General features: G+C 42.4%; 20 protein-coding genes. 9 read left to right on the top strand and 11 right to left on the bottom strand.

The window, feature by feature from the left end; all coding sequences use genetic code 11:
• Positions 1 to 63: 63 nt before the first annotated feature.
• The 5 genes from EAG18_RS13225 to ilvY form a co-directional block, all read right to left on the bottom strand.
• Positions 64 to 2271, bottom strand: coding sequence for a TonB-dependent receptor (locus EAG18_RS13225; protein WP_125252854.1), 2208 nt, complete (start codon positions 2269 to 2271; stop codon positions 64 to 66).
• Positions 2264 to 3535: an imelysin family protein gene (locus tag EAG18_RS13220; RefSeq protein ID WP_125252853.1), complete on the bottom strand. Its 1272-nt coding sequence runs from the start codon at positions 3533 to 3535 to the stop codon at positions 2264 to 2266. Before EAG18_RS13220 ends, EAG18_RS13225 begins: the two co-directional genes overlap by 8 nt.
• Positions 3536 to 3617: 82 nt before the next feature.
• The gene (locus EAG18_RS13215; protein ID WP_125252852.1) at positions 3618 to 5447 is read right to left on the bottom strand and encodes a DUF4856 domain-containing protein; all 1830 of its coding nucleotides are present in this window, start codon (positions 5445 to 5447) and stop codon (positions 3618 to 3620) included.
• 312 nt (positions 5448 to 5759) lie between these two features.
• Positions 5760 to 6455, bottom strand: a complete 696-nt coding sequence (locus tag EAG18_RS13210; protein ID WP_125252851.1) for a response regulator transcription factor — start codon at positions 6453 to 6455, stop codon at positions 5760 to 5762.
• Between the two features lie 63 nt (positions 6456 to 6518).
• Positions 6519 to 7412 carry an HTH-type transcriptional activator IlvY gene (gene ilvY, locus EAG18_RS13205; RefSeq protein ID WP_125252850.1) on the bottom strand — a complete coding sequence of 298 codons (894 nt, stop codon included), beginning with the start codon at positions 7410 to 7412 and terminating at the stop codon, positions 6519 to 6521.
• A 107-nt stretch (positions 7413 to 7519) separates the two neighbouring features.
• Here ilvY and ilvC point away from each other — a divergent pair, with 107 nt between their 5' ends.
• The 4 genes from ilvC (at position 7520) to EAG18_RS13185 (ending at position 13632) form a co-directional block, all read left to right on the top strand.
• Positions 7520 to 8992 (top strand): ketol-acid reductoisomerase, encoded by a 1473-nt coding sequence (gene ilvC / locus EAG18_RS13200; protein ID WP_125252849.1) that lies wholly within the window; start codon positions 7520 to 7522, stop codon positions 8990 to 8992.
• A gap of 260 nt (positions 8993 to 9252) precedes the next feature.
• Positions 9253 to 11154 (top strand): methyl-accepting chemotaxis protein, encoded by a 1902-nt coding sequence (locus tag EAG18_RS13195; RefSeq protein WP_125252848.1) that lies wholly within the window; start codon positions 9253 to 9255, stop codon positions 11152 to 11154.
• Positions 11155 to 11510: 356 nt separating this feature from the next.
• Positions 11511 to 12710, top strand: a complete 1200-nt coding sequence (locus tag EAG18_RS13190) for a tetratricopeptide repeat protein (RefSeq protein WP_125252847.1) — start codon at positions 11511 to 11513, stop codon at positions 12708 to 12710.
• A gap of 7 nt (positions 12711 to 12717) precedes the next feature.
• Positions 12718 to 13632, top strand: coding sequence for a M20/M25/M40 family metallo-hydrolase (locus tag EAG18_RS13185; RefSeq protein WP_125252846.1), 915 nt, complete (start codon positions 12718 to 12720; stop codon positions 13630 to 13632).
• Here EAG18_RS13185 and EAG18_RS13180 read toward each other — a convergent pair.
• The gene (locus EAG18_RS13180; RefSeq protein ID WP_343327578.1) at positions 13560 to 13904 is read right to left on the bottom strand and encodes a GIY-YIG nuclease family protein; all 345 of its coding nucleotides are present in this window, start codon (positions 13902 to 13904) and stop codon (positions 13560 to 13562) included. The two genes, EAG18_RS13185 and EAG18_RS13180, sit on opposite strands and share 73 nt — an antisense overlap.
• A gap of 162 nt (positions 13905 to 14066) precedes the next feature.
• Between EAG18_RS13180 and bamE the strand changes: the two genes are divergently transcribed.
• The gene (bamE, locus tag EAG18_RS13175; RefSeq protein WP_125252845.1) at positions 14067 to 14426 is read left to right on the top strand and encodes an outer membrane protein assembly factor BamE; all 360 of its coding nucleotides are present in this window, start codon (positions 14067 to 14069) and stop codon (positions 14424 to 14426) included.
• A gap of 167 nt (positions 14427 to 14593) precedes the next feature.
• Here the strand turns inward: bamE and EAG18_RS13170 are convergent, their stop codons facing one another.
• Together EAG18_RS13170 and EAG18_RS13165 are read right to left on the bottom strand one after the other, a co-directional pair.
• Positions 14594 to 14932: an RnfH family protein gene (locus tag EAG18_RS13170; RefSeq protein WP_125252844.1), complete on the bottom strand. Its 339-nt coding sequence runs from the start codon at positions 14930 to 14932 to the stop codon at positions 14594 to 14596.
• Positions 14929 to 15366, bottom strand: coding sequence for a type II toxin-antitoxin system RatA family toxin (locus EAG18_RS13165; RefSeq protein ID WP_125252843.1), 438 nt, complete (start codon positions 15364 to 15366; stop codon positions 14929 to 14931). The genes EAG18_RS13170 and EAG18_RS13165 overlap by 4 nt, the downstream gene beginning before the upstream one ends.
• 141 nt (positions 15367 to 15507) lie before the next feature.
• On the opposite strand from EAG18_RS13165, the gene smpB reads away from it, so the two are divergent.
• Positions 15508 to 15990: an SsrA-binding protein SmpB gene (gene smpB, locus EAG18_RS13160; protein WP_099640520.1), complete on the top strand. Its 483-nt coding sequence runs from the start codon at positions 15508 to 15510 to the stop codon at positions 15988 to 15990.
• Positions 15991 to 16055: 65 nt separating this feature from the next.
• Here smpB and fabB read toward each other — a convergent pair whose 3' ends face one another.
• Positions 16056 to 17270 (bottom strand): beta-ketoacyl-ACP synthase I, encoded by a 1215-nt coding sequence (gene fabB, locus EAG18_RS13155; protein WP_125252842.1) that lies wholly within the window; start codon positions 17268 to 17270, stop codon positions 16056 to 16058.
• A gap of 176 nt (positions 17271 to 17446) precedes the next feature.
• On the opposite strand from fabB, the gene mnmC reads away from it, so the two are divergent.
• Positions 17447 to 19432, top strand: coding sequence for a bifunctional tRNA (5-methylaminomethyl-2-thiouridine)(34)-methyltransferase MnmD/FAD-dependent 5-carboxymethylaminomethyl-2-thiouridine(34) oxidoreductase MnmC (gene mnmC / locus EAG18_RS13150; protein WP_125252841.1), 1986 nt, complete (start codon positions 17447 to 17449; stop codon positions 19430 to 19432).
• Between the two features lie 127 nt (positions 19433 to 19559).
• Here mnmC and EAG18_RS13145 read toward each other — a convergent pair whose 3' ends face one another.
• Both EAG18_RS13145 and EAG18_RS13140 read right to left on the bottom strand, forming a co-directional pair.
• A complete protein-coding gene (locus tag EAG18_RS13145) occupies positions 19560 to 20015 on the bottom strand; it encodes a GNAT family N-acetyltransferase (protein WP_125252840.1) in 456 nt (151 codons plus the stop codon).
• Positions 20016 to 20140: 125 nt separating this feature from the next.
• A complete protein-coding gene (locus EAG18_RS13140) occupies positions 20141 to 21637 on the bottom strand; it encodes a DUF3612 domain-containing protein (protein WP_125252839.1) in 1497 nt (498 codons plus the stop codon).
• Positions 21638 to 21781: 144 nt separating this feature from the next.
• On the opposite strand from EAG18_RS13140, the gene EAG18_RS13135 reads away from it, so the two are divergent.
• Both EAG18_RS13135 and EAG18_RS13130 read left to right on the top strand, forming a co-directional pair.
• Positions 21782 to 22270, top strand: coding sequence for a malate synthase (locus EAG18_RS13135; RefSeq protein ID WP_125252838.1), 489 nt, complete (start codon positions 21782 to 21784; stop codon positions 22268 to 22270).
• Positions 22271 to 22364: 94 nt separating this feature from the next.
• On the top strand, positions 22365 to 24551 hold the full coding sequence (locus tag EAG18_RS13130; RefSeq protein ID WP_125252837.1) for a cation:dicarboxylase symporter family transporter: 2187 nt from the start codon (positions 22365 to 22367) through the stop codon (positions 24549 to 24551).
• Positions 24552 to 24621 lie beyond the last annotated feature (70 nt).

Below are 24621 nucleotides of genomic sequence, written 5' to 3'. Positions count from 1 at the left end.
CCATCACAAAATAATAATATGCTCAACTGGGCGGCTCTAGTATAAGAGCCGCCAAAAGAAAGCTTAGAATTGGTACTTATACCCCAAACTAAACTGCCTAGGTTTACCCGGGCGTGCACCATAAGGTCGACGACTGACGATTTCTGTTTCGTCAAAAAGGTTGTCTACTTTCGCATATACTTGGCCATATCGACCTAATTCATAGCTGGCTGATATATCAACAATCGTCGTATTAGGCACTTCTGCGCCCTCTAGTACAAGCTCGAAGTCTTCTGTACTTCTGCCCGCAGCTTCAGACATTTCACTGATGTATTTCACCGCTACATTTACTTTCCAGTCACTTGCAGCTAGCCCTATATTAAAGGTTGCTTGATGCGATGGTAAGTATGGAAGCTCATCGCCCGCTTTGATATAACCCCACTGAGCGAATGTTGTAGCACGCTCATTTTGGAACTCACCTTTGGTATAGGTGTATGTCAAACTATACGGAATATCTATCTGCAGATTTAATGGGTAACGCTGTGCAAACTGCATTTCTAGACCATAAACATCAACTTCACCACCACTAAACTGTTGGTCTTGCTGATCGTTTACGCCACAGTTCGATTGACCGCAGCTTTCGTTCAAGTTTTCATAGTCATTAAAGAAGCTCACAATTTCAAACTGCGTTACGCCATCATTAAAGCGACCACCAAACTCATAGTTGACACTTTTCTCTAACTCTATATCTGGATCTTGCAGTGGTGATGAAGGCACAAACCCTTGATGCACCCCGAATAACAGACCCGCATCATCAGAGAGTTGATAAAAACCACTAAGGCTTGGTAACCAAATTCTAGTTGTTTTATCAATCCACACATCTGCGTCTTTGTTATCTTGATATGACATATCCATCAGCTCACCACGCAAACCCACACCGAGAGTCAAGGCATCAAGTTGCACTTTATCTTCGATGTAGACTGACCAAGCCTTGGTGTTTTCTGTGTTGAGAGAAGTGAACTGTTTCGACCCCTCAATCAGTGTCGAGATCCCATTTTCCATGGCATAGGCTTGTTCAAAATGCTTACGCTCAATTTCATCTTCATGAAAACGAACCCCGACTGAAATATCGTGAGTCAAGCCAAACATTGTTAGGCTACTATTAGCGTCGACTTGCAGCCCTTGAGAGAAATACTCGCGGTCATTGGTTCCCATATTCAAGAAAATATTTGAGCCAGCCACAACTGAATCCCGTGCTCCTGTGATCACACCATATTCATTTGCAAACGATTCCGGGTTTGCAATAATTTTGGATAATGAAGCACCACCTTTAGCGCCTACACCATTGAGCTTTAGCCATGCACGCTCATAGTCATTGCGATAAAGTCTTGTGGTCACGTTTACGCCGTTACCGTCAAGTATATGCGAAAGCATGATTTGAGAGTGCTTAGTATCCATTTCAGCAGGTTGAGAAGCTGCGTATCGGCGGTAAGGATTTTGAGCAAAGTCTTCCTCTGTTAAGCCAAGGTATGTTTCATCAGATAGTTCATCTGCATAGCTTAGCTTCAGCCCAAACGTGTGGTCATATCCACCTTGAGAAAGTTTATAATTAAACTTTGCCAATATATCATTTTTTTCAAACCCAGTATCTCCACCGCCATCTAGCTCTTTAAAACCATCGGCTTGCAGATTTACCGCTTCAAATAGAAAACCAACATTATTCACCACTGAGCCGTAGTAACCATGTGCTTTGGCGTAGCCGTCACTACCAACAGCCACGTCAATTCCGCCTTCGGTAAACTCAGGAACTTGACGGGTTACTAAATTAAGTGCGCCAGCTACCGTTTGTGGGCCATGTTTAATTGCCGCTGGTCCTTTAAAGACTTCCACAGCTGTCATTCTAGTCGGTACAGGAAAATAGTAGGCAGCGGGAGCCGAGTAAGGAGATGGGCCGATTAACACGCCATCTTCCATAATCGTGATCTTCTTGCTGCGCTCTGGTGTCACACCGCGAAATCCAATGTTCGGCCTCAAGCCATAACCATCTTCTTCACGGATATTAACGCCAGGCACGTTCGACAGAATACGGTGAATATCATCATATTCATATTCCGCCAACTGCGCCTCTGAAAGCAAAGTTGCAGAGCCTGCTTCTTTTCTCAGTTTATCATGATGGCTAATAATAGAGATATGTTCTATATCTTGTTTATCGTCTGCAGCTTGTGCTTGAGGTAGCGCGATTATCACCGCTGCCGCCAGTAAAGATTTCTTTATTATAGTGCGTTTAGTCATTGTCACCTGCCGAAGTTTTTGGAAGCTCTAATGCAAGTTTCTCAATAAATTCTGTTTTCAGATCGTCAGTTACCTTTTTAACATCTGAGTGTGCCTGCGTAACTTGTTCAGCAGATGTCGCGAGCTCTGCTTTTAAGCTCCCCGTCATTGCCAACAAAGTTGCTTCTGCGGCATCAAGACCTGCAAGCATACGCGCCTTGACCTCATCACCTTGCTCAGCTTCGAGGAAGTCGTCAAAGCCCAGCGTATTTTTTGGATCTTGACCGTTACCTGTAAAAATATTCCTAAATGCACGAATATTCGCCAGTAGGTTTTCTTTTGAATGTTCAGCAATTGGCGACTCAACCGCTTCTGGGCACGCTTCTAATCCACAAGCATTCGGAAAGCCCAAACCAAGAGGCGTTGCAATTTTGCCGTCTTTGAGCTCTTCAGTCATATAAAAAAGTGCTTTGGAGATTTCATTCAGTGCCAAATGTGGGGTGTCAAATGCTGAGCCTGGTTGACCCGCATTCAGTAGTTGCTTTGCGTAGCCATTATCACCACTCCATTGAGTGAGTAACGTGTCACTATGCCCTTCGATGTCTTTAGCAACAGCCGTTGCAAATTCGCAGCGAGCAATACGCTTTTCTTGATCAGGACGGTTATTCCATGGTGCCAGTGCATCATTCACGGTTGAACAATTATGCGCAAGGTTGGTGCTAAATAATAAATGTTCAAGTGCAGTTAACCCTTTGCGATTCGCGGTACGCTGTGTAATGTCGTAAGGGTTGTTGCTATTCCCATTAATCACGCCAGCTTCAAAATACACCACATCTAAATCTATGTCACAAAGAGAGCCCGTTGCAGGCCAGACATAAATATTATTTTTTAATTCTTTACTGTTGGTGGTAAGCGGTCCCACCTGCATCAACTCAACGTATTGCCACCCCATCATGGCTGCGCGCCAGCTGTCTTGAGCTCTTTGCTTCAACGTCGCTACATTTTCTGCTGAGTTTTTTTCACCTGAACAGTAATTTGCAACTTCCAGCTGTTGCGTTACAGCTAGTTCGTTAAACTGTGTTACCGCTGGGGTCAGCACATTGTTTACCAAATTAGCAACCAAGGCAGCTTCATCAAACTGTGTCGGTAAGGTCGGGTTGTCAGTGCCTGAATTGTCATTGTCTTTTACCCCAGACCCTTGACTGCTTGAAGTGCTTTCTCCACAGCCCGACAATATTAACGCGACCGCAAACGCTGCGGCGCTTAAACGTGTAGATACTCTCATTAGCGCTCTCTATTATCTATATACAACAAAAGGTTAGCTGATACATCGGCTAACCTTTTTACGTTATAAAGCAAATTGTAGATTACCAGTTGGCAACATTCTCTGCATCAAAGCCATAGGCATTTGCAATAATGCTACGAGCTTCTAGTAATGCGCTCTTATATGCTTCTACTTTATCAGCAGCAAGCTCTGGCTTATCACCCATTAGCTCATGAATTTTAGCAAAGTCAGCGTCTGTTACTGGAGAAAATGGATTAAACTGGAAGTTCAAAGCAAATCCTTTCATCTCAGACCAGTGCTTCGCGACAGTATAGAATTTATCAGCGTCAAAATTACCAGATGCAATATCGTCTAAATCGCCGTCATCATCAGAGATTGTGTCGTTAATGTAGTGTACAACTGTTGCTGCAATTGACTTTTCCCACGCAAGCAGTGCTTGGTTACGCAGTGTCTCTAAACGCGCTTTATCTTCGTCTGACCACTGAGCAACATTAGTACCAAAGTTATCTGCGATAAGTTTACGTGCTTCAATAAAGGCTAGCTGAGCCTCAGCGGTAAGATCTGTAGGTTTTGTGTTTGACTCTGTACCACGGTCTCGCTTCGCAGCGTTAGTTGAGTTACCAAAGTTATACTCTGACAGTAGGTTAATTTTACCGTCTTTGTCTAAATCATGATAACCACTGCCATATGCTTCACGGCCACCTTTTCCTGCAATTTCATCATCGGTGTAATCAAGATAGTCGATAGCAGCGCCAAAGTATCCATAACCTTCGTCAAACTTGTGCTCAAGGTCAGTATAGCTCTTGCCATCCGCCAGTGCTGCATTATTTGCTGATTTATCACCAATTAGTAAATCATCAAGGTAGTCATCTGCAGCTTGGGAAAGAGATACTGCACCGTTTAAGTGCTTTTGTACCAATTGAGCTAAGTCTAGGCCTTCTGGTGTCACGTACAATTTATTAAGGGTCACTTTTGTGCCATTGTGCTCAGCTTCGATGGTCGAGCCATTTTCAAATTGAGTCAGTTGAGCTTCTAGCAGGTCTAGATAATGTAACACTAGGCCTTCAGGAGTTTTTGGCTGCGTGCCAAAATCACTCCAGCCGACCATATTGCCGTCTTCTTCCCATGCTTTATGCATGTAAGTGCTATCGCGGCCTGCAATTTTGCCACCTTCACCAGCTACTTTTTTAAGTGAGCTAGAGATTTGTCCAAGCGTGGTTTGTTGTGCGTTAATTGCTGCAGCAAAGTCAAGTGTTTCGTCAAGTACCACTGCGTCTGTTGGCATTAAGAAGTTTTTGATTTGTGTTATTGCCGCAGCCGCTGTTTTCTGATCTGCCGCATTTCCAATCGTTTCGTTGTCTAGCTTACCCATCAAGCTCTTAACATGAACCATTGCTGCATGACGAGCAATCTGTCCTGAGTAAGATACCGAAGAAGCGCCTTGAGTATTGTTGAAAGCATAACGGTTAACGCCTGCTTTATTTTCTTCGCTGATCTGCTGAACTGAAATCTCGGTTTCAACTTCTGTTTTTGCACCTTTGCTGTCAGTTGCAGTGATAGTTACCGACACTTTTCCGCCCTCAACCTGCTCAAAGTTTAGCGCGTTTGCAGCTTTCAGTTTTACCACACCTTCCACAATTTCAAAGCGATTATCTGAGATAGTCAAAGTTAACGCGTTAATTGCATCACTGTCGTCAGCGAAAGAAATATTTGCAACCGCAGCGCCAAGACTGTCTTCAGAAACTGAAGCGCTTTCAACTGTGATAGTTGGTGCAGCATTGGTAGCCGGTGGGGTTGTGTTGGTATTGTCATTATTGTTTGAATCGTTGCTAGAAGAGCTCCCACCACATGCAGTGAGGCCTAAAGTAGCAGCAAGGATAGCAGTCGTTAACAGAGACTTTTTAAGTGCCATTGATTTGTTCCTTTGAGACTAATTATGTTTATATTTTTTCATAACTAGGCGTAAAGTATACACACACCTAAATAGCAATCAATATTATTTGCATTGTATAAATAACAATTTTTCCAACTTTGCTACCTTGATACACTTCTGCAGATCACCGTAGCTGTGGAATAAGATTGATATTATCTAATAAAAAACAACAGCATAAACTTATTAAAATAAGTTTATGCTGTTGTTTAATCGATTAGTTTAACAAATTTGTACGAAGTGTATCTTCGAAAAATTCGAAGTATCTTTTGCGCTAAATCAAATTATATTTTGCTAGTTCCAGACATCTGTTACAAACAAGTAACCTTGGCGCCATATTGTTTTTATTTTTTCAGGCCGACTTGGGTTGTCATATAACTTTTTGCGAAGGCGAGAAATTCGAACATCTATTGTGCGTGTGTCTGGTCGGTAATACTTACCCAAAATCTGTTCATATACAAACTCCCTTTTCACCACTTTGCCACCGTTACTGGCGAGTAGCCACAATAATTCAAACTCATGGGTGGTCAGATCGATGCGCTCTTGCCCATAACTTACCCGACGCGTATTTTTGTCTATATGCAGTTGACCAAAACTTAATTGTTGTGGTGCATCATCATAGTGTGCATTCGCTGATTGCCTTCTGAGCAGAGCATCAAGTCTTGCTCGCCATAACCTAGGCTTGGCATCTTTAGAGATAACTTCATCTGCACCTAATTCTAAAAACAAGCTATGAACATCTTCATCATCGCTATCAAGACTCACAATAACAGGCGCTTTAAACTTTTGTCTAAACTGGTTAATTGAGTCACAGGTCGGCACAGACGCAATAGTCTGATCCAACACAATGCCGTTTATCGACTTACCAGAAAGGCCATTTAATTGACCTAACTCTCTTAACAACTCAACTGTATAGCCCTGCTCTTCGAGCATTTTTTGTTGCGATGTCAATATATTATTATTGCTTTGTGCAACCAAGATAGTAGACACGGACGCACCTCATTCATTCAACATGGATGGGCACAGTGTAGTCACGCAACCTGAATGGATGCTTTACAGCTTAAATAATCCTTTTGCCGTACCCCAAAGGGCTTTTACTACTGGGTCATATAATCTTTTATTCTTAGTTACAAGCCCTATTTCGATCTCATCCGATCTAAGCTGTAGCAACTGAACTTGATTTTTAAATGGGCTTTGGCTGATCACAATCTCTGGCACACAGGCAATCCCAAAGCCCAAACTTGCAAGTGCAACCATTGCTTCGTGGCCCGAAACATGCGCATATACTTTCGGTGAAAAGTTGTACTTTTTGCAAAAGAGATCAATACGCTCTTTTAGTACGCCTTGCTCTGGCATGATAAAAGACAGGTGCTGCCAAGGCATTTCACCCTGACTATGTGTTTCAATCAACTGTTTCAGCGGGCAATCCATCGTTGGGCCAATAAAGACTAACCGTGAACGCCCGATTGGTAAATACTCAATGCCACTTGGTAAGTGTTTGGGCTTAACCGCGACAGCAACGTCCTCCTTACCACTGGCAACCTCTGCAATAGAATGAGCCGGATCTCCGGTAATCAAATTCAGCTCAACGTTTGGATATTGTGCACGAAACTGTGCAAACAAATCATAAATAAAGCTGTATGTCGCGGTTACTGAGCAAAACAAGCTAAGCTCACCAGTTAAAGGCTTATCATCATCCAAGCACTCGGTTTTAAATTGACGCCAACTCGCAAGCGTTGACTGAGCATAATGCACAAATGCTTTGCCTTGCTGGGTTAATTCAACCGTTCGGTTGTCTCGTAAAAATAAAGCGGCACCAACTTCTTCTTCTAATTGTTTAATTTGTCGGCTTAAGGTCGGCGGACTCACAAAGCAGCGTTCACTTGCTCTTGAAAAGTGTAATGTATCTGCTAGCGCCAAAAAATATTTTAATTGTTTATGGTTCACGGCATTTCACCTTTTGAAACACTATGGTTCAAATATATCATTTTACGTAATTAAAAGTTAGCCCTACTCTGAGCTTAATTTATTTCTATCTAGAGTCAGGAAATACCATGTCGAATTACTTTAATACTTTATCTTTACGTGAGCAATTGGCTCAACTTTCGCAATGTGAATTCATGGATCCCAAAGAATTCGAACAAGGTGTCGACGTGCTAATCGGAAAGAAGCTAGTCATTGTCGGCTGTGGCGCACAAGGCTTGAACCAGGGGTTAAATCTACGTGACTCGGGGCTCAATGTAAGCTACGCGTTGCGTCCTTCTGCCATTGAAGAAAAGCGTCAATCTTTTTTAAACGCTTCAGAAAATGGATTTGTAGTAGGCACGTATGAAGAATTGATCCCGGATGCTGACTTAGTGCTTAATTTAACGCCAGATAAACAGCACACCGCGGTAGTTAATGCAGTTATGCCGTTAATGAAACAAGGTGCAACACTCGCTTATTCTCATGGCTTCAATATCGTCGAAGAAGGCATGCAGGTGCGTGAGGACATCACTGTCATTATGGTTGCGCCAAAATGTCCTGGCACTGAGGTACGCGAGGAGTACAAACGTGGCTTTGGTGTACCTACGCTGATTGCAGTTCATCCAGAAAACGATCCTCAAGGCAAAGGTCTGGCGCAAGCTAAAGCTTACGCAGCAGGAACCGGTGGCCATCGTGCCGGCGTGTTAAAATCTTCATTCATCGCAGAAGTAAAATCGGACTTGATGGGCGAGCAGACTATTTTATGTGGCATGTTACAAACTGGCTCACTGCTATGCTTTGATAAAATGGTTGAAGAAGGAATACCGCCTGGATACGCATCGAAACTAGTACAATACGGCTGGGAAGTAATCACTGAAGCACTAAAGCATGGTGGTATAACCAACATGATGGATAGGCTTTCAAACCCTGCAAAAGTAAAAGCATTCGACTTAAGTGAGCAACTAAAAGCGCTGATGCGCCCTCTGTATAACAAACATATGGATGACATCATCAGTGGTGAATTCTCTTCAGGTATGATGGCTGACTGGGCTGAGAATGACACAAAATTACTCACTTGGCGCGCTGAGACCGCACAGACAGCATTTGAAAAACAAGCCAATGCTGATACTGAGATTTCAGAACAAGCATTTTTTGACAAAGGTATTTTAATGGTGGCAATGGTAAAAGCAGGTGTAGAGCTTGCCTTTGAAACCATGACAGCCGCGGGGATCATTGAAGAGTCTGCGTACTATGAATCACTTCATGAAACCCCATTAATTGCCAATACTATTGCGCGTAAAAAGCTATTTGAGATGAACCGAACTATTTCCGACACAGCTGAATATGGCTGCTATTTATATAACCATGCCTGCTTGCCTTTGTTAAAGCCGTTCATGGAGGCCATTACAAAACAAGAAATTGGTGAGGGGTTAGCTGGCGATGATAATTATGTTGATAACCAGAAGCTCATCGCAGTCAATCGAGCTATCCGCAATCATCCGGTAGAAAAAATTGGTGAAACACTGCGTGGTTACATGTCTGAGATGAAGAAAATCGTGTAATCAGTATAGATAAATTTGCAACAAATACAGTTCGCTTGTTAGTAACCAAGGCCGCCTTCTTCCCTGAGATCGTGGCCTTTTATCACCTACTCTCAACCTTAACTCTCATTTATCTCATCATGATTTAACACTAAGTTCTGATATTAACGTTATTTTATAATTCTAAATTATTTTTTCGAAACTAACGCCGTTACTTGTTCCGAGCTGGTTATTTACTATGCTAGAATAATCGGTTCCACGGGATTACACACACAAATCGAATGCAAAACACAGGCTTAACAATTACTCAGAGAATTACCCTGCTGGGTAGTATCATTGCGATTGCTGTCGCTTGTTTAATCGGGTTTACCTCGCTTTACAGCGCCAAGACATTAATCAACGAACGAATGATGCAGTCGGAGTTACCTAGTAAAATCGAAAGCATCAACAAGTCGTTACACATGCAAATAGATACACTGAAAAACGCAGCTCAACAGCTTTCTAGTAACCTGCTTATCACACAAGCAGCAAAACAAAATACCTTAAATGAGCAACTGCTGGTTGACGAACTCAAGCGTATCGCAACGCAATATGACTTGGTTACAGCATCTTGGGCAAACCGCGATACCCGCCAGTATTGGAATCAAAAAGGCTTTTTACGTGTCTTAGACCGGCAGCAAGATGGTTGGTTTTTTGGCTTTACTAACAGCGCTGAAGCTTACTCAATCAGCATCTACCAAGAAGCACCAGGGGATGTGAAGATGTTCGTTAACCACCAGCAATTAGCTGGGGTAGGTTTAGCTGGACTTGCAAAAAGTATTGACGATATGCAGTCAATGCTCGCCAACATGAAAATCGAGCAAACAGGCTTTGTATTTGTTGTCAATAAAGAAGGGGTTGTGCAATTACACCCTGACGCAAGCAAAGTCGCAAAATCTTCACTTGAGGATTTCTATGGCCAACAGAGCCATGACCTAACTTCATCAAGACAATTTATTGTTAAGGAGCTCGAAGTTGATGGCGAAGCTAATTTAGTTGCCGCAAGCCCAATTCCAGAGACCGATTTATTTGTGATTGCTCAGGTCCCAACCAGTGAAGTTAACAGTGGGATCACGGCTCTGCAATGGCAAGTTATCGGCTTTTCGCTGGTGATAGCTTTAGTTGCCAGCATCATTAGTATGTTATTAGCTAAAAATCTCAGTGCACCACTGAAGAAAATGGCTGAACTTTTCGAGCAGCTAGGAAGTGGCAATGCAAAACTAAACTATCGCTTGCCAGATTCCGCACAGCCTGAATTACAAGCGCTAGCTGGCGGCTTTAATCAGTTTATTAGTAAAATTGAGGAAGCGATCCACTCAGTAGCTGAAGAGAGCCGCTCAATTCGTATTACTAGTGAAGCTGTGTTTAAACAAAGCCAACAAAACTCACAATCTTTGGACGATCAAAAGTCACAAACTATGTCTGTTGCTGCCGCGATTAATGAGATGGGTGCAACAGTACAAGAAATTGCCAGCAGTGCAACGAGTACAGCCAAGCTCACTGAGCAAAGTAAAGCTTCAACCAAAGACAGCAGACTGGGGGTTCAACAAAGCCAAGAAACACTTCATCTATTGGCTGGAGATATTGATAATATGGCAGGTCAAGTGGCGACATTGGCACAAAAGACCCAATCAATTGCTAATATTGTTGACGTCATTAGAGGGATCTCTGAACAGACTAACCTGCTTGCCCTAAATGCGGCAATAGAATCAGCTCGAGCCGGTGAACATGGTAGAGGGTTTGCAGTGGTAGCAGATGAAGTGAGAGCCTTGGCAAGTCGAACTTCACACTCTACAGATGAAATTCAAGCAACAATCTCTGAACTCACTCAAGTATCTGACAACATAGTCAATCAAATACAACAGTCTAGCACTCAAGCGGAGCAAAGTGTCCAAACTATGCAAGCCTCAGTAGAGCTAATGCTTGAGATTTCAGAAACTGCAAATCAAATAAACGACATGACTGCACTGATCGCAACAGCAACGGAAGAGCAAAGCAACGTAGTGGCCGATGTGGGTCGTAACATTGAGCAAATTAGTGAAATTAGTGATGCTGTAATGAATGAACAGCTCGACACTGAACAAGCGATTCAACGTTTGGCGGATTCTGCCAAAACGCTGGATGACTTGGTCGCCAGCTTCTAAACAGCCAAAGTAACAGCGCCTGCACGACATTGTGTGGGCGCACTTCTATTGGGTACCCTCCCCGCTGTTACATCAGGTAACAAATATAGTCGCGCATTCATAGCGCTTTTAGTCTACATTCATAACTAGAAACAGTTAATCTGTGACTTGATAAACCAAAATCGATGATACCATTTTAGCGTTCTATCAAAATAATATATGGTGGAAAATTCGACACCGACTGCCTGAAAAGCTTATAGTAAAAACTTAATTGGAATATTTTTTAGCTCATACGGATAACTACTTTAGCGATATCAGGACACGATAGCGGAGTTATCGAGTTAGTTACAGCGAATAGAACACTGCTAGGAGGTTGTATGAAGGCGGTTACTCAGTGTTTAATGGTTATCCTAACGGCTTTACTCAGCGGGTGTAACAGCACACCCAAAGCGACTATCGATACCTCAATTCTAAACTCAACACATCACTTTAATATCCAACAAGTTGAATCTCACAAAGATGTTTTTCAGTTGAATAATGAGATCAAGGCTAAACTAGAGCACTACTTCCATAATGAAGAAATTGGGGTAAAACGTGCAAAAATGCTAATGGAGTTTTTGGTCAATAGCGGAGATGATTCATTATCCTATTTATCAGGTGCAAACCTAACCGCTAGCCAAGCATTCAGTAGTATGAACGCCAATTGTTTATCGCTGTCAATTCTAACGCATGCCATCGCAAAACAAGTGGGGTTGAAAACTCAGTTTCAGCGCGTACATATCCCAGAATATTGGGATGAAAGCCAAGGCTATAGTCTGCTCACAGGCCATGTAAATATAAAAATATTTGAAGTAGACAATACTCAAGATGCTATTAAAACCCTATACGTAAAACCCACCTCGGTAACCGTTGATTTTGATCCAAACAGTCGAAACCAACACTTTAGCACCAGTTCAATCTCGACAGGCACTATTTTGTCTATGTTTTACAATAACAAAGGTGCAATGGAGATGATCAAAGGCGATCTAGATATGGCGTACAGTTACTATCGTGCGGCGATAGAGAGTGACCAATATCACGATGGAGCTTGGGGCAATCTCGGCATTCTCTACCGGATCACAGATCAATACCAGCTCGCGGAGCGGGCTTACCGGCAGGCCATTGCAATTAATAAGGATAATCGTAATGCTCTTGGCAATTTAGCAAAGCTATATTATTTAACCGGCAGAAACGATGACGCAAAGACGATTGAAAGAAATATTCACGAACAAAGAAAAAACAACCCCTATTATATGCTGGTGCTAGGCAACGAAGCATTTAACAGTGGTGATTTTAGCCGCGCTAAGCATTTTTACTTACAAGCAAGGGAGCTGGATAAAAACCTTCATGAAAGCTATTTTGGCTTAGCTAAAGTTGCTTTTGCACAAAATGACAAAAAAGCTGCGGACCGGTACCTAAAAAAAGCATATAACACAGCATCATTCGAGCACGACAAGCTGCGTTATGAAGGAAAGTTAGCACTACTCAAAAGTATCGCAAATAACCAACCTTCTGAAAACAATAATAAAGAGAGGTAAACTTCGTATGTTAGGACGTAACTTAGGCATAGCTTGTGCGTGTGTTCTATTCGTCTGGGGGTCACTACCAAGCGTTCAAGCTCAAAGTGGCTCACTGATAACCGATTTAGAAACGCTCACAAGTGTCAGTCATCGTGGAAGGAAAAGTGGCAGCAAAAGCCCAAACATTAGCGCGCAGTATATTTATGACGCCTTTCGGGCGTCAGGCGCCAATCCTAAATATCAACAATTTACTTTTAGAGCAGGCATTTTTAGCAAGGATACCGGCCATAATGTCACCGCTACTCTCCCCTGTACACAGCCTCGCTGTGAGACCCCGATTGTGATCAGCGCTCACTATGATCATTTGGGCACGACGGGAAGAAAGCACTACCCAGGCGCAAATGATAATGCCTCAGGTACAGCCGCAATGCTTTACATCGCAAGACAACTAGCTAAAACGAATCGCTCTAGAGATATTTTATTCGTCGCAACAGATGCTGAGGAGCGCGGCCTTCATGGGGCTAAGTTTTACGCTAAACAATTAAACCAAGACATCGCCGTTAATATTAATTTAGATATGTTAGGAGTAAACAAGAGCAACCGCCTATTTGCGTTATTTTCTCCAGGGTTTAGTCAATTCAAATCGCAATTAAAGAGTATGAAGCAAGCACCGCTGAAATTAACTGTCGTTTCATCGCAGCGACAAATGGCACGCTATGCCGATAACCCCCGTATCGATTGGCATAAAGCCAGTGATCATTACGCTTTTTATCGCAACGGAATACCCTATATTTATTTTGGTATTGGAGAGGACAAGCATCACCACACTACCAAAGACACTGTAAAAAACATGGATATTGATAAATATCAGGCTGGGGTTGCGCTCATCAGTGACTTTATTTTATCGTTGACACGCTCTCCTTTAGACTCAACCAGCTGAACTTTTTGAGCCTTGGTGAGCTGCTTAATTTGCCACTCGAGTTTGGAGGCATGCCTTCTAGAGCCCACAGCAAATTGGAATTTAAGGACAAGAGGTCCTTTTCCTCTTAGGCTTTTTGCTCCTTTACCGCTTTGGTGTTGATGAAAACGCCTCTCTACATCAGTCGTGATACCGGTGTACCAATGCCCAAAGCGTGTTTCTATAATATACAAACTCCACACAGCCTGATGATTTGCCCTGTCAGTTTGATTAAGTAAAGCTTGCCCAAGCAATTTACTTACCTCCTTAATTTGCACCTAAAACGGTTTTTTGCACCTATTGCAACTTACAGACGAACTTTTTACACTTAACGCAGTCCAAATCCGCTAAGAGACTTTACCTTCTCTGTGCAATCGGTATCATGCTAACAACTGATAATAAGGATACACAATTTCATGCTGTCTAATAAAACCCTTTCTGTTTGGCTCAGCGCTGTAGTTATGACTGTGTTTTTGTCTGGCTGTTCAAGCTGGATTTATCGCATCAACGTGCCACAAGGTAATTTCTTAGAGCAGTCAGATGTAGATAAGCTTCGAGTGCAAATGACCAGAGAGCAAGTATTATATGTACTCGGCACACCATTGGCGAAAGACGCGTTTAACAATAATATCTGGCACTACCAATATGTGTTTAATATTGATAGACCATCAGAGGTAAGAAAATCATTCAGTGTCTATTTTGAGAATGACAAGCTAGTGCGGATCAGTGGTGACTTTGAAGAACCTGAAGAATTTAACACGCCGCTAGATTCATAACTAGTCGGTCAGTATTTCGTAGTCAAAGGGGAAATGATTTCCCCTTTTTTAATGCTCAACACCCATTCAGTGCTTGAAGCTAAGTAACCTGAGCTTCGGATAATTAATGCCTTTCTAGCAGTCAGTTAGCGTCAGATTTACTCTTTCAAATTGAGCAAATATTAAGTCTAATTGGTATTATTTCCAGGTGTCGTTGGACGACCTCCAGTGATTTTACTCGCTCGCCCTTCCTCTTTTGCTTTTTCTGCTCGACGTCTGCGCGCTTCTTTTGGATCGGCTATAAGCGGACGATATATTTCTATTCTATCGCCATCATTCACTACTTGATGTAGCTTCACCGTGCGATTCCAAACTCCGAGCGTTAAATTATTTGCATCAATCTCTGGACACTTATCCAATATGCCCGATTGTAAAACCGCTTGCTCAGCCGAGGTTCCCTCTGGTACGTCAACTGACACAGATGTCGCTTTGTCAGGTAATGCAAAGACCACTTCAACTTTTATCATAATCTTGCTCCGTACACGATTTTAGCGCGCTGAGTAAAAGCAGATACCATATTTTTGGCTACTTCATTGAATAATTTACCAAATGCCATTTCTATCAATTTACTGGCAAATTCAAACTCCAATTTTAAGCTCACCTTACAAGCCTGATCATCCAGCTCAGTAAACTCCCAATAACCATGCAGTGATTTAAATGGGCCGTCAACTAAGTACATTCTCACACGATTACCATCGAATTCATTTTTGGTGGTAAACCATTTTTTTAAGCCTGCTTTTGATATTTCCAAGCTAGCAGTCATTCCCTGTTCATCGCTATTGATTACCTTGGCATCTGAGCAATGAGGTAGGAAATTAGGGTACGCATCAACATCATTCACAAGTTCAAACATTTCTTTGGTGCTATACATCACCAAAGCACTTTTTTCTATCTGTGGCATATACACTCCAACTCTTAATAAGGGGATTTTATCAAGGTTTTGCAGATTTATCTTGTTTGCAGCCACTGACTAGGTAAAAATACACCACATTGATGAAAAAGCGCTGTCTTAAAACAGGATTTATAGGTAGACTAAGCCATTATGGCAAAGAAAAATTCAAGTAAATCAAATAGCAATACTATAGCGCTAAATAAAAAAGCGCGTCACGAGTATTCACTACATGAAAAGTTCGAAGCAGGTATCGAATTACAAGGCTGGGAAGTAAAGAGTATCCGTGCCGGTAAGGTTAATATCTCAGATACTTATATCCATATCAAAGATGGTGAAGCGTATTTGTTGGCAAGTCAGATACAGCCATTAAATAGTGCTTCAACCCACGTGATATGCGATCCACTTCGTTATCGTAAACTACTACTAAATAAACGCGAAATCTCTCGTCTGATTGGTGCAACAGAACGTGATGGCTACTCTTTAATCGCCACAGCAATGTACTGGAAAAAGTGCTGGGTCAAACTTGAGTTTTATCTTGCAAAAGGTAAAAAGCAACACGACAAGCGTGCCGATATAAAAGACCGCGACTGGTCACGAGATAAAGAACGTTTAATGAAACATAAAGTGCGTTAAAGCACAAAGTATTAAAAAAGCAGGCCTAGCCTGCTTTTTTTATGTCTGATACACAGTGTATAAACTTAACCTTTATACTTTTGCATCACGAGCGTCGCATTTGTACCACCGAAGCCAAAGCTGTTCGACATCACGGTTGTCAATGGGCCATCACGGCGCTGCGTTACAATATCTAACCCTTGAGCTTGCTCGTCCAGTTCATCAATATTGATCGACGGTGCAATAAAGTCATTTTCTAACATTAACAAAGAGTAAATCGCTTCGTGTACACCAGCTGCGCCAAGCGCATGGCCTGTCATTGCTTTAGTTGCACTAATAGCTGGTGAGTTTTCTCCAAATAGCTCTTGAATTGCGCCAAGCTCTTTTACATCACCAACTGGCGTTGATGTACCATGCGTGTTTAAGTAATCGATTGGTGCATTTATGTTTTGCATCGCTTGCTTCATACAACGCACAGCGCCCTCACCTGAAGGTGCAACCATATCATACCCATCTGATGTTGCGCCGTAGCCAACAATTTCAGCATAAATGTGTGCGCCTCGTGCCAGAGCATGCTCCAACTCTTCGACCACAACAATACCGCCACCACCAGAAATGACAAAACCATCTCGGTTTGCGTCATAAGTACGAGATGCAAGCTCTGGTGTCTCATTATACTTGGTTGACAATGCACCCATTGCATCGAACTCCATTGCCAGTGTCCAATGCAGCTCTTCACCACCGCCGGCAAAAAGTACATCTTGTTTGCCTAACTGAATTTGCTCAACCGCGTTACCGATACAATGCGCAGAGGTCGCACATGCAGAACTGATAGAATAATTTAGGCCTTTAATTTTAAATGGAGTGGCCAAACATGCTGATGTTGTACTAGCCATAGTACGCGGAACCATATAAGGCCCAACGCGCTTAACTCCTTTCTCTCGACAGATGTCAGCAGCTTCAACTTGATACTTAGATGAACCACCACCAGAGCCGACAATTAAGCCGGTGCGTTCATTTGATACCTGTTCTTCTGATAAACCTGAATCTTCAATTGCTTGCGCCATCGCAATATAAGAAAACGCTGCCGCGTCTCCCATAAAACGGTGTGCCTTACGGTCCACTAGAGATTTTACGTCAATATCTATATTACCAGACACGTGACTACGTAAGTTGTTATCTGCAAACTCCTGATTAAAAGCGATGCCGCTTTTACCAGCTTTTAATGACTCTAAAACTTCTTGCTTGTTATTGCCGATGCTCGAAACGACACCGATCCCCGTAATAACGGCTCTTCTCATGGGTATATTCCCTTCGATATTACAAATTATGCGTATTATACGCTGAATTCTAGCGTCAAGTGGTCAGCTTTCCAGCGTACACATGTACTCTGAACCTAAATAAACAAAAATGCAACCAGACTATTGCGCAGAAAGTCAGTAAAATACACTATAACAAGTCAGATATAGAGTCTTTCATGATAAAAAACGCTCAAATACACTTCAATGATGCAGGTACACCAGTTGCAAATAGTTTTGACGATGTCTATTTCTCTAATGATGATGGCCTAGCGGAATCACATTATGTTTTTTATACTCAAAACCATATCGACGAGCGATTACAAAATCATGGCAAAGATCGATTTGTCATCGCAGAGACGGGTTTTGGTACTGGTTTAAACTTCCTCAATGCTTGGCATCAGTTTAACCAGCGTAGCAAAGACGCCAGTGTTAACCAACTTCACTTTGTATCTTTTGAAAAGTATCCAATTCATATCGATGATTTAGTTAAAGCACTTCAAGCTTGGCCAACTCTAGCGCCACTTGCCAAAAAACTTTGCCAACAATACCCTATGGCACTTGAGGGCTGCCACAGGCTAGAATTTGATAGTGGCTCAGTGACATTAGATTTATGGTTTGGAGATATTCACGATAACCTACCGCAGATAAGTTTTGAACAAAACGGGATTATTGATGCTTGGTTCTTAGATGGTTTTGCGCCGAGCAAGAACCCTGACATGTGGCAACAAAGCTTATTTAACGCCATGGCTAATATGAGCCGAGACAATGCAACTTTTGCGACTTTTACTGCCGCAGGTTTTGTCCGTCGAGGACTACAAGAAGCAGGGTTTGAGTGTAAAAAAGTGAAAGGATTTGGCCGCAAACGCGAAATGGTTGTGGGCAAGCTCAAACACGCAAATCAACAATCTAATACGCCACAATATTACTCTGTTCAGCCGCGTCAGCTTAATAATATAGCAGTGATTGGTGGTGGTATTGCGTCGAGCTGCTTGCTCTACCATCTCAGTAAAAGAAACCTAAATGCAACACTATTTTGTCAAGATGATGACCTGGCAAAAGGCGCATCACACAATCGCCAAGGTGCAGTTTATCCAAACTTACAAGCAGATAACACACCACCAAGTGAATTTTACGCTCACAGCTTTTTGTATGCTAAGCGTCTATATCAACACCTAGCAAGCAGTGGTTATGAATTTGCACACGACTGGTGTGGTGTACTATTGCAATCAGTAACCAAGGCTAAACAAACGCAACACCAAAATCTAGTCGATAAAGCAGCCTGGCCACATGCTTTAGTATACCCAGTAGATAGCGAGCAAGCGTCAGCTATTGCTAACACACCGCTACCATACGGTGGACTTTTTATTCCCGAAGCGGGCTGGTTAAACCCGGCAGAAGCAACAAAAGCGTTATTTGACGCAGCCAACTCTCTCACCCCAATTGAGGCACATTTCGATACAGATATTATCAAACTAGAAAAAGTGACCCAAGGTTGGATACTTCATACCGAAGAGCAGACGTTTGGGCCTTTTTCAGATGTCTTTGTCTGCGGTGGTGAGCACTCAGATCGCTTCGAACAGACTCAGCATGTGCCACTGCATGGTGTTCGTGGTCAAGTTTCTCATATTGAAGCTGGTCAAGCGTCCAAGGCACTTACAACTGTACTTTGTCATAAAGGTTATTTTACCCCCGCGATGGACGAGCTACATTGCATGGGAGCCACCTTTGATAAAAACACTAAAAGTCGGGCAATAAAGGCTGAGGATAATGTGACCAACCGTGCGCAACTTGAAGGCTTTTATCAAGATACAGATTTGGTAAACAGTCTTGGTGATATTGTCTCAGAAAAGGCTGCGGTACGTTGCTGCTTCAACGATCACTTACCTATGCTTGGTCAAGTGCAACATAATGAGGAATTTTGTTCCGCGTTTGCCAATTTACGAAAGGGAAAACACTACGGCTTTGATGAAGCTGCGCAGCCCTATCAAGGAATTCACATTGTTACAGGTTTTGGCGCTCGAGGACTGTGCAGTGCACCACTTGCAACAGAACATTTAGTTGCTGGTCTACTTGGCGAGGCAAGACCGTTTAGCGAGCGTGTTCATCAAGCCATTCACCCAGCGAGGTTACTTGTCAGAGATTTAATTAGAAGCAAAATTTAATAGTACAACTAGAGCCTGTTGGCCTTCGCGGTTTGATTTTTGTTCCCCTAGTGTGTTTTATCGCGGCGCTCAACTTGCCCTAGGCAAAACATCAACTTGATTTTATGCCTGGGGCCACACAGGGCAATTAAATGGTAAATACTTGCCTGTTTACTTCACCCCAATAATCGTCTTGATATTGAGATTCGATGTAATCAATGCTGTTTAATGTCAACACACTACGCCAAAAACTAATGGCGTGATCAGCACCTTGAATTTGCTTAATTTGCCAGTGGCCGGGGTACATTTGCCACACTCTGGACATAAAAGCAGAACCGAGTTTACGTTTCCTCGCCGCAGGTACAATATAAAATTCACATACCTCAAAGTTGTTGTGTGCTTTGAAGATATTGATAAAACCAACAGGAAATTCATTTTCATATGCCAAATAGCCAAAGTGTTGTTCATCAAGTGGCGTATCTAACTGAAACACACCATTACTATCTGGCAACTTTTTCGTCAGAGCCGAAAACTCTGCCTCATAAGCTTGTACTAAATTAAAATAGACTTGTGTTAATGGACCCACTGCTTGACGAATTTCCAAAACCCTGACCTTTGTTCGAATTTAATCAACACAATTTATCGCAATATTACACAAAACAAAACAACCATAAAGTAATAAACATGTTCTTTACAGCCGTTAATAGCACATAGTTTAGAGCACAGTAACTATGTAGCGTGACAGGTAGAAGAGAGTTCATAACACCCCGGCTTTCTGGGGCAACTTTTGCCGCGAGTACATATGACTCGGACAGCGCCTTCAAGCCCCCTCTCAACCCACTGAATATTCAAAATTTTTGCAACCCTCAATAACTGTGTTTTCATATGGTATGGCACAACACTTGAACCTCCATAACTGATACACGCTTGCTGTAGCTCTCCCACTAAAGTGTCTGCATCTATACCTTGAGCCCGAATGGCAGGATTTAAGTCAAGACCTGCGCAGAGCACCCTAGGACGATTTGCCACATCTGTGATTTTCACTGATTCACAGCAATATAACCTTGGCTTGCCATTAACATTCAGAATAGAAAGCTGGGCACTGGCGGCATTACTATCATCATGGAACTTTCTGAAGACGGCCCAATGCTGACAAGGATCGGCAACGCTGCGCATATTGCCCCACGGTAATGGGATCCCATTACCTCGGTATACTGCTTTTAGCTTTCCAGCCTGATATGCGTCAAAGTAGTGCCAATGCGGGTAAGGTGATACGGAAGTCATCCGACGCATTGCTACTGACGCAGAAATCCCCAACGACTCATGCACACGAACATCATACCCTCTACTTTCAAGTAGCTGTCGAAATGGCGTGCGAGGGCACAGCAGTGCCCCAGCGAAAAAACTTGATTCAAAGTCTTGCCAAGCACCAAGAATATCCTGTGCATTTGGCGTATCGTGGTCTGGGTTGTCACTATTCTTACGGCTTTCTCCTGTACTTAGTACACAGTCTAGTCCCTCATTATTGTGTAGCACTGCATGACCAATATGAACGGCTAAGTCATATTTCATCCTCGCCGGATGGGATTGTAGTATGCGATTTATAAACACCACATTTGGCTCTTTAAAGTAAGAAGTCACCATTCCCTCATTGAGACTTCCTGATTGCTCGAACCACTCTACTTTTCGTCCCTTGGCCTGTAAAAGAGACATCAGGTCTTCACAACTTAAATATAAATTTTTACCGCCAACTTCATCGGCTACACGCTCCAAATCTGGAAAATGATTTTGGTGATGCTCTTGATGGGCACGGATCAGAAGGTGCGCAAACTGCCTACCACTAATACCAGCTTGAGAGAGCATTTCTGGAATAGCGATTTGTAAAATGTCTTTCTCAAATAAAAAATTGGGCTCTAGCGCCATCCCCACGATACCACCAGAGCTGCCCTTATCAGGTGCAATCTCAGGTGCCTCAGGTTGACTATCTAAAAACCACTCAATCGGCTTTTGAAATACGTTAGAGAAGTTTTCTAGCATCGCTTCGCTTGGCGTACGCTGACCCCGTTCAATCATGGATAAGTATGAAACGGATGGTGCACTACTCGGGTCTTGCTTAACACACCTTGCCGATAAATCTTCCAAAGTTAGGTGGTTACGCTTTCTTAAATTTCTTATTTTCGTACCCAAAAAGTGAGATTTTCGAATTAAACTTGCAGCTTTTGCCATTATTTCACACCCCTTTTTGTGAAATTCACACTGTGAAATTCTTTTTGTGAAATTATTTAGATATTTAACTTACACTCAAGATGTATACAAAACAACCAGAATATATTTCCCAATTTATGACAACATGAACAAGAGAGGTGGATCATGGCAGCGCAATTACAACCGCATACAGAGCAACTAATTGACGATACGAAAGCGCAACAGTCAATGCTGGCAAAACAGTATCTTGATGAACAGTGTCCTTTAGAATTTGGTTCACACATGGAGGTGACAGACTATGTGATTTACTACAACCACCTGCTTGCGTTTTTTGCCAACGGCACCCATTGTGGCTTAAAAAAGTGTAGCCAATTCGTCGCGCTTTGCGGTCACCGTGAAGCGCCGGAAGCTATTTTATTAAAGCAAGACGATGGCTTACATATTGAAGTTACCTTCAATCGCTGCGGAGCACTTGGCCAATTTGATAATGCACATATCGAAGATATCATCGTTGAAACACCATTGGCATCTGTGGTTGGGAAAAAGACTAAAACCCAGCTTCAAAAGCTGTGGATGAGCTTTTATCATGGTGTGCAACAACCCGCGGGAAGAGCCTGCTATCGTGCCAAAAATGGGGATGATTATGAACTTTGAGTAAACACTCAATGATTTGTAATCAAATCGCTCAAACATTCAGTAAGTTTTAAGCTAAGCTAATTAAAATACCGCTCTTTTTTCGACTGAGCACATGACGAAATTGCTTAATTTTCTAAAAAACATTAACTGGATGCTTTGGGCGCTCATACTTGGTATTTTTGCTGGTTTAATTTTCGGTGAACGGTTATCATTTTTAAAGCCTATCGGTACAGGTTTTGTGAACCTGATGCAAATCACTATTCTTCCTTATATCGTCGTCAGCCTCATCGTGGGGTTGGGGAAATTTAATCCAGAACAAGTTAAAAGCATTCTTGCAAAAGCGGCGCTAGTCATGCTCTCTATTTGGGTGATAGGTCTTGCCGTGATCTGGTGCTTTATTATGACATTACCAGCGCATGATGCTGGCACCTTTTTCTCCCCTGCGCTGGTTGCAGCAGCGCCCGAAATAGACTTTGTAAAACATTATATTCCCTCAAACCCTTTTGCTTCTATGGCAGAAGGTAATGTACCGGCCTTAGTCATATTTTGTATCGCTCTGGGCATGGCGCTTATTTCTAACCAAAAGAAGAACCGGTTACTCGATGTATTAGAAGTCGTCGGTCAAGGTCTGTCGGTCATTTCGAAGAAGATCATAGCCATCTTCCCTATCGGTATTTTTGCTATGACAGCAAGCACGGCAGGCACGATGAGCGCTGAAGAACTGTCTGAATTACAGGTGTACTGGGTTGTGGTTTTATGTGTCGGCGTGTATTTGATGTTAGTGCTGCTCCCTATGCTTGTTGCCGCACTCACCCCTGTAAAGTATCGCGACCTCATCATGGTTATGCGCAATGCGTGGATCACCGCATTCAGTACCGGCAACGTTTTTATTGTATTACCAGTGATCACCGAAGGGATAAAAGACCATTTACGCAAAATCAAGCAAAGCGATGAAAACTCTGATCACATTGCTGAGGTGCTCGTACCTATCGCTTATACCTTCCCAAGTTTAGGTAAGCTAACTACCTTAATTTTCGTCTCTTTTGCAGCATGGCTTACCGGCAACCAAATCGGCTTCGAACAAATCCCTAATGTGTCTTTGTCGGCGATGCTGAGTTACTTTGCGAATGTGCATATTGCTATTCCCTATTTACTGGATATTTTACGCGTTCCCGCAGACACTTATCAGCTGTACCTCTCTATGTCTGTACTGACTGCCAAAGTGGTTTCTCCTACCACTGTGGTATATATCTTTGCTTTTGTATTTTTGTGTATTTTTATCAACCGTAAACAGCTCCACTTGAAACGAGTAAGATCAGTTTACTATTTGACCTTACTATCAGCTTTACTCCCGGCATTTATGTTGTTGAGCTTTACAGCAAATAATTACCTCGGCAAACAAACTAAGTCGGCAGATGAAGCGATTGCTAATATGGTGATTTCAGATACTGTGCCAGCGCATGTACTTAGCTATGTACCCAAGGCATACCAAAGCGGTGAATTATCACTTACCAATATTGATGTGATCAAAAAGCGTAATCTACTGCGTGTTGGATACCTCGTTGATAATGTGCCGTTTAGTTACTTCAATCAAAAAGATCAACTGGTCGGTTTTGATGTCAGTTTGGCTCATAGATTGGCATCTGATTTGGGAGTACGAGTAGAGTTTATTCCATTTAAAAAACCGCAATTAGCAACCTACCTCAATAAGGGCTATTTTGATGTTGCAATGTCAGGTCTTGAAATAAATATAACTGACTTACAGAATGTACGTTTTAGTGACAAAGTACTGGAATTACAACTGGCTTTGTTAGCAAAAGATCATGATTTAAAAAGATTCACAGACAAGTCCGCATTACTTACTTTGGAAAAGCTGAAGCTTGCACACATGGAGTATGCGCCAATACTCAAACAATTAGCCCTGCAAAACCCAAAAGTGCAAGTATCCAGTATTAACAACCTACAAAGCTATTTCGAACATCCAGATCAATATGACGCTTTGGTGATTAGCGCCGAAGCTGGCTTTGCTTGGAGTATGTTTTACCCCCAGTTTGGGGTTGTAGTACCAAAGGGTGCTGACTTGAAATATCCCGTAGGCTTTGCAGTGGCAAAACGCAATCAAGACTTACTCAGTTATGTTAATTCTTGGCTTACTATTCAGCACACCAATGGCCATATCGATAAGACCTACGATTATTGGATTTTAGGTAARGGCAGTATTCAGAAACAGACCCGATGGTCTTTAATGGATGAGCTGGAAATTGACCCCAATACTCTTATAGAGAAAATTAAGTTTTAAAAAAACGCCATCAGTTAATGTGTTAACTGATGGCAAGTCTACTCACTGGGCGAGCTAGCTCTTAAGCTCT

This window comes from Pseudoalteromonas sp. J010 (assembly GCF_003934235.1).
GTDB lineage: Bacteria > Pseudomonadota > Gammaproteobacteria > Enterobacterales > Alteromonadaceae > Pseudoalteromonas > Pseudoalteromonas peptidolytica.
Note: the sequence above shows the minus strand (reverse complement) of the source record. Positions and strands in the feature narration are given on the sequence as shown.

What these genes read in the sequence shown, in the direction of transcription:
- EAG18_RS13135 (WP_125252838.1), top strand. Translation starts at nt 21,782, where the DNA reads ATGGCAGCGCAATTACAACCGCATACAGAGCAACTAATTGACGATACG.
- fabB (WP_125252842.1), bottom strand. Translation starts at nt 17,270, where the DNA reads ATGAGAAGAGCCGTTATTACGGGGATCGGTGTCGTTTCGAGCATCGGC.
- bamE (WP_125252845.1), top strand. Translation starts at nt 14,067, where the DNA reads ATGCTGTCTAATAAAACCCTTTCTGTTTGGCTCAGCGCTGTAGTTATG.
- EAG18_RS13220 (WP_125252853.1), bottom strand. Translation starts at nt 3,535, where the DNA reads ATGAGAGTATCTACACGTTTAAGCGCCGCAGCGTTTGCGGTCGCGTTA.
- EAG18_RS13190 (WP_125252847.1), top strand. Translation starts at nt 11,511, where the DNA reads ATGAAGGCGGTTACTCAGTGTTTAATGGTTATCCTAACGGCTTTACTC.
- EAG18_RS13140 (WP_125252839.1), bottom strand. Translation starts at nt 21,637, where the DNA reads ATGGCAAAAGCTGCAAGTTTAATTCGAAAATCTCACTTTTTGGGTACG.
- smpB (WP_099640520.1), top strand. Translation starts at nt 15,508, where the DNA reads ATGGCAAAGAAAAATTCAAGTAAATCAAATAGCAATACTATAGCGCTA.
- mnmC (WP_125252841.1), top strand. Translation starts at nt 17,447, where the DNA reads ATGATAAAAAACGCTCAAATACACTTCAATGATGCAGGTACACCAGTT.
- ilvC (WP_125252849.1), top strand. Translation starts at nt 7,520, where the DNA reads ATGTCGAATTACTTTAATACTTTATCTTTACGTGAGCAATTGGCTCAA.
- EAG18_RS13215 (WP_125252852.1), bottom strand. Translation starts at nt 5,447, where the DNA reads ATGGCACTTAAAAAGTCTCTGTTAACGACTGCTATCCTTGCTGCTACT.
- EAG18_RS13225 (WP_125252854.1), bottom strand. Translation starts at nt 2,271, where the DNA reads ATGACTAAACGCACTATAATAAAGAAATCTTTACTGGCGGCAGCGGTG.
- EAG18_RS13165 (WP_125252843.1), bottom strand. Translation starts at nt 15,366, where the DNA reads ATGCCACAGATAGAAAAAAGTGCTTTGGTGATGTATAGCACCAAAGAA.
- EAG18_RS13185 (WP_125252846.1), top strand. Translation starts at nt 12,718, where the DNA reads ATGTTAGGACGTAACTTAGGCATAGCTTGTGCGTGTGTTCTATTCGTC.
- EAG18_RS13170 (WP_125252844.1), bottom strand. Translation starts at nt 14,932, where the DNA reads ATGATAAAAGTTGAAGTGGTCTTTGCATTACCTGACAAAGCGACATCT.
- EAG18_RS13195 (WP_125252848.1), top strand. Translation starts at nt 9,253, where the DNA reads ATGCAAAACACAGGCTTAACAATTACTCAGAGAATTACCCTGCTGGGT.